At 72.1% G+C, this 9,577-nt stretch carries 8 protein-coding genes and 1 pseudogene; 5 read left to right on the forward strand and 4 right to left on the reverse strand.

The genetic code is table 11. The features are described from left to right. A partial coding sequence (locus tag O3Q52_RS41425) for a pentapeptide repeat-containing protein (RefSeq protein WP_269653720.1) occupies nucleotides 1–526 on the reverse strand: 526 nt, incomplete at its 3' end. A gap of 159 nt (nucleotides 527–685) precedes the next feature. Between O3Q52_RS41425 and O3Q52_RS41430 the strand changes: the two genes are divergently transcribed. Beyond that, nucleotides 686–1,858: an NAD(P)-binding protein gene (locus O3Q52_RS41430; protein WP_269653721.1), complete on the forward strand. Its 1,173-nt coding sequence runs from the start codon at nucleotides 686–688 to the stop codon at nucleotides 1,856–1,858. A 2-nt stretch (nucleotides 1,859–1,860) separates the two neighbouring features. Continuing rightward, nucleotides 1,861–2,049, forward strand: a pseudogene (locus O3Q52_RS41435) (hypothetical protein); the annotation flags it as partial. Between the two features lie 71 nt (nucleotides 2,050–2,120). Here the strand turns inward: O3Q52_RS41435 and O3Q52_RS41440 are convergent. After that, a complete protein-coding gene (locus O3Q52_RS41440) occupies nucleotides 2,121–2,660 on the reverse strand; it encodes a GNAT family N-acetyltransferase (protein ID WP_269653722.1) in 540 nt (179 codons plus the stop codon). 93 nt (nucleotides 2,661–2,753) lie between these two features. After that, nucleotides 2,754–3,587, reverse strand: coding sequence for an aminoglycoside phosphotransferase family protein (locus O3Q52_RS41445; protein ID WP_269653723.1), 834 nt, complete (start codon nucleotides 3,585–3,587; stop codon nucleotides 2,754–2,756). Between the two features lie 70 nt (nucleotides 3,588–3,657). Between O3Q52_RS41445 and O3Q52_RS41450 the strand changes: the two genes are divergently transcribed. The 3 genes from O3Q52_RS41450 to O3Q52_RS41460 all read left to right on the forward strand — a co-directional run bounded on the left by O3Q52_RS41450 (nucleotide 3,658) and on the right by O3Q52_RS41460 (nucleotide 7,839). Then, entirely contained in the window at nucleotides 3,658–5,124 is a 1,467-nt protein-coding gene (locus O3Q52_RS41450; protein ID WP_269653724.1) for an FAD-binding oxidoreductase, read from the forward strand. A 25-nt stretch (nucleotides 5,125–5,149) separates the two neighbouring features. Further along, nucleotides 5,150–5,878, forward strand: coding sequence for an alpha/beta hydrolase (locus tag O3Q52_RS41455; protein ID WP_269653725.1), 729 nt, complete (start codon nucleotides 5,150–5,152; stop codon nucleotides 5,876–5,878). A gap of 578 nt (nucleotides 5,879–6,456) precedes the next feature. Continuing rightward, nucleotides 6,457–7,839, forward strand: a complete 1,383-nt coding sequence (locus O3Q52_RS41460; RefSeq protein WP_269653726.1) for a DMT family transporter — start codon at nucleotides 6,457–6,459, stop codon at nucleotides 7,837–7,839. Here O3Q52_RS41460 and O3Q52_RS41465 read toward each other — a convergent pair. After that, nucleotides 7,836–9,577 (reverse strand): helix-turn-helix transcriptional regulator (locus O3Q52_RS41465; RefSeq protein ID WP_269653727.1); only part of this gene is annotated, 1,742 nt, incomplete at its 5' end. The genes O3Q52_RS41460 and O3Q52_RS41465 overlap by 4 nt on opposite strands.

Here is a 9,577-nt window from a genome sequence, read left to right on the forward strand (position 1 = left end):
GGTCCGCCCCCTTCAGCACGCAGTCCACAAACTCCACCCGCTCCAGCCGAGCACCCCCGAAGTCCGGCTCGACGAGCACACACCCCTCGAACACGACATCCCTGAGCCGGGCCTCCCGCAGATTCAGGTAGTCGATCTTCCCCCCACGGACAACGACCCGCTCCAGCACGGCCCCGTGCCACTGCACCCCACCCAGCCGGGCATCAACAACCTCCACGTCCCGGAAGGTCGAAGACCCAAGATCCGTACCCACCCCCCGGATCCCACTCAGCACAGAGTCCAGCACCCGCGCCCCATGCAGCCGAGTCTCATCAACCGCACACCCCACCAGCGCGCAGTCCATGAACCGCGCACCCCCACCGTCCTGCCCCACGAAGTCGACGTCACTGAACCGCAGCCCGTCATAGTCCCCGTCAGGCTCCAGCCCCCCACCCCCAAAAGGCTCAAGCGGCGGCAACCGCACCTCGGGCCGCCGAGCCTTCTTGACGCCCACCTTCGCTCCCGCCCTCGCCACGTTCCTCACCATCCCCCCATCCTGCACCCACCCACTGACAGCCCCCCTGAGCAGCCAAAATACGCCCGATGTCACATTCCGAAGCCTCCGAAGAGTCATAGAGGAGAGGAATCGCCCAACGAACCCCAGGCACCCGGAACACAGCCCCCGGACCAGAGGAGACCCAAGCCCATGCACCGCATCACCGTCGTCGGCGGCGGCTTCGCCGGCCTCACCGCGGCCATCACCGCCGCGGAAGCAGGCGCCAAGGTCACCGTGTACGAAGCCCACCACACCCTCGGCGGCCGAGCCCGCACCACCGAGGGCCCGTACAAAACGAACGATGGCCCCCACGCCCTCTACAAGGGCGGCCCCCACTGGACCTGGCTCAGCCAACGCGACCTGATCGGCGAACTCGCCCCGCTCCCACCCCTGGAGGCCGCCCGCCTCCGCCTCCGCCACAAGGGCACCCTCCGCCGCACCCCACCGTTCGCGATGCTCAAACTCCTCCGCCGCACGGCCGAACAGGCCCCCGTGGACCAGGATTTCAGGACCTGGGCCACGGACATCGCCGGCGACGAGAGCGCGACCGCGGCGGCCCACTACTCCGCCGTCGCCCTCTTCCACCACGACCCGGGCGCCCTCTCCGCCGCGTTCGTACAGGAACGCCTGCGCCGCGCGACAAAGCTGCCCCCCGAGGCGCACTACCCGCGCGGCGGCTGGGCGAGCGTGATCGACAGGATGGCGGCAAGGGCCTGGAACCTGGGCGTACGAGTGGAAACCCTGGCCCGCGTCAACGAACTCCCCACCGAGCACGGCCCGGTCATCGTCGCCACCTCCCTGGACGCGGCCCGCACCCTCCTCAGGGACAGCTCCCTGACGTGGACGAGCGGCCGCACAGCCCTGATCGACCTGGCGGTCCGTACCCGCAGGGGCGACGCGTTCGCAGTCTCCGACCTGGACGCACCGGGCTGGATCGAGCGGTTCACGGCCCAGGACCGCACGCTCGCCCCGGCGGGCGAACAACTCCTCCAGGGCCAGATCCCGATCGCCCCGCACGAGTCCCGCGCGGACGGCATCGCCCGCGCCGAGGAACTACTCGACCTGGCGTTCCCGGCCTGGCGCGACCGGGTGACGTACCGCCGCGAGGCGCTGGCGAACGGCCGCACAGGCGCGGTGGACCTGCCCGGTACGAGCTGGCGGGACCGCCCCCGCATCGACAGGGGAAACGACGTCTACCTGGCGGGGGACCAGGTAGCGGCACCGGGCGTGCTCTCCGAGGTGTCGTTCAACAGCGCGCTGGAGGCGGTGTCACTGGCACTGGGCACGCGAACGAGGTCGAGCCTTGACCTGAAGCACGCTTGAGGTTGAACGCCAGTGGCAGCCGCACCGCGCCCCACCCCCGCCCAGCCCCCGGCCAGGTCCGCATCCAGGTCGCCGCCGCGGGCGTACACCTCCTGGACACCGCGATCCGGGCGGGCATCAAGGGCCCGCTCCCGGAGCTGCCCGCACTCCCCACGATCCCCGGCCGCGAGGTCGCCGGCACGGTCGAGTCCCTCGGCGAGGGCGTCGCAGCCCTCTGGCTGGGCAAACGCGTGGTGGCACACCTGGGCTTCAACCCGGGCGGCTACGCCGAACCGGCCGTCACGGACGTGGACCGCCTCCACGAGCTCCCCCGCGAACCTGGACTTCGCAGAGGCCGCCCCAACTCCGCAAGCGCCCCGTCCGTGAGCCGGTACACCGTCCACTCGTCCTGCGGCCGGGCCCCCAACGCCTCGTAGAAGTCGATGGACGGCTTGTTCCAGTTGAGTACGGCCCACTCCAGCCGCTCGTACCCCCGCTCCACACAGATCCGGGCCAGTTCCCCGAGGAGCGCCTTCCCGTACCCACCGCCCCGCGCCTGCGGCCGTACGTACAGGTCCTCCAGGTAGATCCCGTGCACGCCGCGCCAGGTCGAGAAGTTGAGGAACCACAGCGCGAACCCGACCGGCTCGCCGTCCGCCGACTCCGCGATGTGCGCGAACGCGGCCGGCCGCTCCCCGAAGAGCGCCTCGCGCAACTGCTCCTCGGTGGCCCGGACCTCCTCCAACGCCTTCTCGTACTCGGCCAGTTCACGGACCATGGAGTGGATCACGGGCACATCTGCGGGAGTCGCGGTACGAATCATGCGGGCAGGCTACGACGGCGCTGCCGTCGGTCAGAGCAAATATCCGGGCGGTCAGCCGGAGCCAACGCCCAAGCGCCCCCTTCTCCCCCGGCCTCAACGCCCAAGCAGCCCCCGCGCAATGGCAACCTGCTCAACGTCCAGCCCCTCCCCCTCCTCCACCTGCCACAACGAGTTCTGCAGCACCCGCCCGAGCGTCCAGGCCCGGGCCCGCTCCCGGTCGAGACCCAGCGTCTCCGTCAGCAGATCGAAGCGCCGCGCCGGCTGCCCCTCCTCGTACCGGTTCCACAGCGCGGGCAGCAGTTCGAACCCCGGGTCTCCCGCCAGCGGCTTCGGATCAATGACGAGCCACGGTTCGCGCTCGGCCGCGAGGACGTTCTCGAAGTGCAGATCCCAGTGCAGCAGCCGGTCCCCGGGCTCGCCCGCGACCTCCCGCACGGCCGCCGCGCAGTCCTCCAGCAGCCGCCGATCGTCCTCGGCCCCGCCTTGCCCCTCAAGGGACCTGAGGACGGCCGGCAACCGCTCGAACATCCCCGCGACGACGCCGTCCAGCGTCCGCAGCCCCTCCGGCGCCTGCACGGACGTGAGCCGCGCCAACAGCTCCGCGAGGATCCGGGTGGCCTCCATCACATCCGCCACGGCGGCCAACGGCCGCCCCTCGTCGAGCCGTTCGAGCAGCAGCGTGCCCGTCTCCGCGTCGTCCTCAAGCAGCCGTACGACCCCGTCGCCGCCCCAGGTCCGCAGGGCGAGGCCCTCGCCCACGGTCTCTTCGTCCACGTCCTGGAGCTTCAGCGCGGCCCGCGTGCCGTCCTCGCGCACCACCGGCAGCACGACCGAGACCTGCCCGCTCATGGGCGTCCCCTCCTGCCGCAGCCCCCACCGCTCCAGGAACTCCTCACCCCGCTCCAGCAGCCGCGCATACCGAACCATGACCATCACCTCACGCAACCATGGAATCCGAAGGAGACACCCGCCACCCGGAGAAGCTAACGTCCCGCGCATGAGCAGCACGGAGAACGCGGACCGCGCGACCGACACGGCACGCGCGGCGCACGCGCCCCGCACCGCCGACGGGCCCCGCACCGTAGTCAACGGCGGCATATCGTTCTGGTACGCGCAGGACGGACTCCCGGCGCCCCGTGAGCCCCTCCCCGGGGACGCGAGTGCCGATGTGGTGATCGTAGGTGGCGGCTACACGGGCCTGTGGACCGCGTACTACCTGAAGAAGGCCGCCCCCTTCCTGCGGATCACGGTCCTGGAGCAGCGGTTCTGCGGCTACGGGGCGTCCGGCCGCAACGGCGGCTGGCTCTACAACGGCATCGCGGGCCGCGACCGGTACGCGCGCCTGCACGGCCACGAGGCCGCCGTACGCCTCCAGGAGGCCATGAACGCCACGGTCGCCGAGGTCGTACGGGTCACCGAGGAAGAGCACATCGACGCGGACGTCCACCGGGGCGGCGTACTCGAAGTCGCCTGCACGCCGGCCCAGTTGGCCCGCCTCAAGACCTTCCACGAGACGGAGCTCTCGTACGGGGAGAAGGACCGCGAGCTGTACGGCGCGCGCGAGACCGCCGAGCGGATCAAGGTCGCGGACGCGGTGGGCTCCACCTGGACCCCGCACGGCGCCCGCCTGCACCCCGTCAAGCTGCTCAAGGGCCTGGCGGCGGCCGTCGAGGCGCTCGGTGTCACGATCCACGAGTCGACGCCCGTCACCGAGATCAGACCCAAGCACGCCGTCACCCCGTACGGCACGGTCCGCGCCCCCTACGTCCTGCGCTGCACGGAGGGCTTCACGGCCTCCCTCAAGGGCCAGAAGCGGACCTGGCTCCCCATGAACTCCTCGATGATCGCCACCGAGCCCCTGACCCCCGCCCAGTGGGAGTCCGTCGGCTGGGAGGGCCGCGAGACCCTCGGTGACATGGCGCACGCCTACATGTACGCCCAGCGCACCGCCGACGACCGCATCGCACTGGGGGGCCGCGGAGTCCCGTACCGCTTCGGCTCGCGCACGGACAACGACGGCCGTACGCAGGCGTCGACGGTCAACGCCCTGCGGGAGATCCTCGTCCGGTTCTTCCCCCAGCTCTCGTCCGTCGCCGTGGCCCACGCCTGGTCGGGCGTCCTCGGTGTCCCGCGCGACTGGTGCGCCACGGTCACCCTCGACCGCTCCACGGGCCTCGGCTGGGCCGGCGGCTATGTGGGCTCCGGCGTCGCCACCGCCAACCTCGCCGCACGCACCCTCCGGGACCTGATCCAGCGGGATTCCGGCCAATCCGGGGCGACCGACCTCACCACCCTCCCCTGGGTCGAACACAAGGTCCGCAAGTGGGAACCGGAGCCTTTCCGCTGGCTCGGGGTACACGGCATGTACGCGACGTATCGAGCCGCCGACCGCCGCGAAGTCACCACCCATGCCGCACAGTCGTCCCGGATCGCGCGTATCGCCGACCGGGTCGCGGGCCGCTGAACCGCCGTAAAGACAGGGGAACCCCATGAGCACCGCAGTCATGGACACCGTCCGTTACTCCTCCGACGGTCAGCTCCTCGACATCCATCGCGCCGCCGCCGCGGACGCCCCGACGGTTCTGCTCTGGCACGGGCGCGGCCCGGCCGAGCGGGACGTCCTGGGCTCCCTGGCCGCGGAGGTGGCCCGCCTGGGCGCCACCGTCATAGTCCCCGACTGGCACCCGGACGCCCCCGACGGCGGCCGCCCCCACCTGGCGGCGTCCCTCCGCTTCACCTGGGACTTCGTACGGGACCCGGCGAAGGTCGTCCTCGTCGGCTGGTCGCTCGGCGGCCGGGCCGCGATGGCCACGGCCCTGCGCCCCGACCCGCCGGAGGGCTGGCGCCCGGCCGCCGTGGTCGGCATCGCCGCCCGCTACAACCAGCCCGAGCCGCTGCTCGGCCTGCCCTCCCCGATGGCCGTCTGCGCCTCCGCCCCGCCGCTGCCCATCCACCTCGTGCACGGCACGGCGGACCGGGTCTGCGACTTCGCCAACGCCCACGAGTTCCAGGCCGCCCTGGCCGCCTGCGGCCGCCCGGCACCCCTCACCGTGCTCACCACGGACCACTCGGGCGCCGTCATGGCCGAGTACGCCTCCGAACTCGGACGCTGCCGCCCCGCCCACTCCGGAAGCGCCCACCGCGAGGGCCTGCGCACGGCCCGCGTCATCGCGGAGGCGGCGGGCCTGCGCACGCGGGAGGACCACGTCAGCGGGTGACCCGTACCCCGTGGAGCATCGGCAGCACGTTCGCGGTCGCCCGGATCGTCCTGTCGCGGTAAAAGATGCCCCCGCCGCGCAGCCTCCCGGCATTCCCATCAGGCACCGCGGTGGGGCATCGACGCCGGCACGACCTCGTTGAATTTCATTGCCCGCCAGTCCGCCGCGCACTGCACAGACGGGCCGAATTCAGATCGTGGTGAGCGCGAGGCGCGGTCGGCGAAATCGCTGAATCCCGACTTCGGCGACGGCTTTTCCGGGCTGTTTCCCTCACCGGTGACGAGCCGGCACCCCGGCCCGTCCATCTCCGACCAACGAGTCTCTGAGCAGCGCAGACATCGCCACGACCGGCGCTACGGGCCCTCGGCGAACCGGCACTGTGCCGGCCGAACCACCGCCCCGGGGCAGCCGCTTCCACCACCCGCGAAGCGGCCATTGAGCGGCTTTTGAACAAGGCGAGCGCCACGCCGACCGTCCCCTACAGTCCGTATCGCCAAGAGGCGGACCGATGGCTTCCCCCATGACATGCAGCGTCGGATCCGCGTTCCCCCATGCTCGAATCGGAGTCAGTTCCGCGAGTGAAATCCAGAATCGATCCGCTGTCCATAGCCGCGATGGCGGTCGCCGTGGTTTCCATATCCGCCACCGCCCCGCTCACCGCCGCCGCCACCGCGTCGCCGCTCGCCATGGCGTTCTGGCGCAACGCCCTGGGCTTCGCCACCCTCGGACCGTTCCTGCTGATACTGCGCCGCCGCGAGGTGGTGCGCGTCGCACGCGGCGAACGCGGGCTGCTGCGCCGGGAGCAGTGGCGGCCCATGGTCTTCGGTTTCCTCGCGGCCACGGCACTCGCCCTCCATTTCGCGGCCTTCATGACGAGCACGCAGCTGACCTCGGTCGCGATGTCCACCGCGCTCGTCGCCACCCAGCCCGTCTGGCAGGCCCTCATCGCCACGGGTCAGGGTGTCCGGGCGTCCCGCAGGACATGGGCGGGTCTGACACTCGCCGTGATCGGAGCGGCCGCGGCCGCCGGTGTGGACATCCAGTCCGGCAGCCGTACGGCCCTGCTGGGCGACCTGCTCGCCCTCGCCGGGGCCGTCGCCCAGGCCGGGTACGCCGCGCTGAGCGAGAAGTCGCGGGCGGACGTGAGCACACCCCTGTACTCGACGGTCACCTCGCTGGTCTGCGGTCTCGAACTCCTCGCCGCCTGCTGGCTGTTCGACATCCCGCTCACCGGATTCGACAGGACCACACAACTGTCGCTGCTCGGCCTGCTCATCCTCCCGCAGCTGCTGGGGCTCGGCGCGCTGAACTTCGTCCTCGGCAGGACATCGGCGACGACGATGAGTGTCCTCCTCCTGCTGGAGACTCCGGTGGCCGCGCTCATGGCGTGGTCGCTGATGGACCAGGGTGTCGCGGCCGCGACCGTCCCGGGGCTCCTGCTGATCATCGTCGGCGTCACGGTGGTGGTGACGAGCGACAGCGGCGGCAAGCCCGCACCGCGGGAGGACGAACTCCGCGGACCGCACGAACTCCGCCGGCAGGACGAACAGCGCCGACAGGACACCTACGGTCCCGGAGCACCCCCGTACCCCGCCTACGCCCCGCACCCGTCCCAACTCCCGCCCGCGGTCGGCGTATCCACCGTCGGAGAACCGGCGGACAACACACCGGCCCATGCCGTGGCGGCTTGGGCGGCCTTCGAGACCGGCCAACCGACAACACCACGACCCACCACAGCACGGCCGACGACACCACGGCACGCACCTCTCCGGCCCAACGCCAGACGGGACCCCAGAGTCGACTGGGCACGCCGGCCCTATGACGAGAGCCCGACGATTCAGCTCAGCTATCACGGGGCGGGGGCGTTCGACACCATGTTCCTGGGCGGCCGACCGCCCGAGGAACCGAGGCGTCACCCGGAGGAACCGAGGCCGGGCTTCGAGGGCGCCCAGGGGAGCTAGTGGCCCGGCACCAGACCTTGTCGCGCGAGGCTGCCGTCCAGCCAAGCAGCGGCCAGCTCCACCCGGGAACGGCAGCCCGTCCGCTGGAACAGCCGCGAAAGCCGCTGCTCCACGGTCTTCTCGCTGCACGCCAGCCGGGCGGCGATCTGCCGGTTGGTGGACCCGTCGCTCACCATGCCGATCAGCCGCACCTCGCGATCGCTCAGCCCCGCCCGGGCCGCACGGCGCCTGGGGATCGACACGTTCCGCCGCCGCGCCGCCGCGCCGAGCAGGCTGCGGACGGGCCGCCCCATGCCCAGCGCGTGCCCGCTCCGCATCGCCTCGTCCAGCCACCGCTGCGGGTCGTCGCCGACTTCGGTCAGGCACTGGCAACAGTCCACGCTCAACGGCAGATCGACCCGCCGCCGCACCAACCGGTACGCGGCCAGCGCACTGTCCGCGTCACCGTGCGCCGTCCCCCGGGCGACGAGCACAGCCTCGTACGTCATCGGCGAGGCGGTCTCCTCGTACAGCGCCTCCAACTCCTCCAGCGTCCTCCGCGTCGCCTCCGGGCCGGCGCCCCGCACGGTGATCGACAGCATCCGCAGCAGCACCCTGTCGAGGCCCGCGAGCAGTCCGCTCCCGCGCGCCCGCCGCACATCGTGCCGTGCCGCTTCCAAGGCCTCGTCCACCAGTGCCTCGTCCACCTGCCCCGACCAGTACCGGACGCCCAGCCGCGCCCGGGCCACCAGCGGATGGGCGACAGAGTCCGGGATCAGGTCCAGCCACTCGCGGGCGCGCCCCAACTCCCCGCGCATGAGCTGGATCTCGGCCGCCAGCGCCCGGGCCAGCTGTCCGACGCCGGCCGCGCCGCCGGACCGGCCGCGCGTCTCGATCCGGCGGGCGCACGACAGGGCACTGTCCCAGTCCCCCGTCAGGTAGTCGCGCACCATGGAGTGGTACCGGACGGCGGTGCTCTCCCCCGCCGCGACGTACCGCTGCTCACCGAGCACGGCCTCAAGAGCACCCGCCAGATCCCCGTACGCGGCGGCGTTCCGCAGCCGGTCCAGGGCCGCCTCGCCGAGGGCGTCCTCCGGCATGCCCTGCCGGGCCCGCTCGAACTCGGCGCCGCTTCCCGCGGCGGCGGCCAGCAGCCGAACCTCCGCGGCCGACGGAACCGGCCCGGAGCCGGAACCAGAGCCGAAGCCGGAACCGGGACCAGTACCGGGGCCGGGCTCCCGGGCCTCCGCCCCCGGCCGGGATGTCATCGGCGCGCTCGGGCCGATCCCGTACCGGCCGCCGAGCGTCGCCAACACCTGGGCGGCAGGCACCCGTTCGAGCGCCGCACGGTATCGGGGGTCGGCGTTTTCGTCGTACGGAGACCGGTGCTCGTGCAGCGCCGACAGGGCACAGGCCCGGGTGACCCACTCCAGACCGTCCCGGTCCCCCCGCTCTCCCGGGTCCTCCCGATCGTCGCCGTGCGGCACGTCGAGACAGGCGAGCAGCGGCTCGGCGAGCGCGAGTACGCCGCTGTGGTCGGAGTGGCGCAGGCTCAGGCCGGCGGACTCGTGCAGCACGCCGGGTGTTCTGGGGTCGTGCGGCGGCAGATGCCGCAGCACCGAGTGGTAACTGCGCACCGCCCACTCCTGGTTGAACCTGACACTGCTGCCGGCCGCGGCCAACAGCAGCGGCACCGCGAGGGCGTCGTCCAGCATCGCGCCGGCCGCCGCCACATGGCCGGCCAGCCGTGGCCGCCGGG

Origin of the sequence: Streptomyces sp. ActVer, from assembly GCF_027270795.1 — a bacterium.
In the GTDB taxonomy this organism is placed as follows: domain Bacteria; phylum Actinomycetota; class Actinomycetes; order Streptomycetales; family Streptomycetaceae; genus Streptomyces; species Streptomyces umbrinus_A.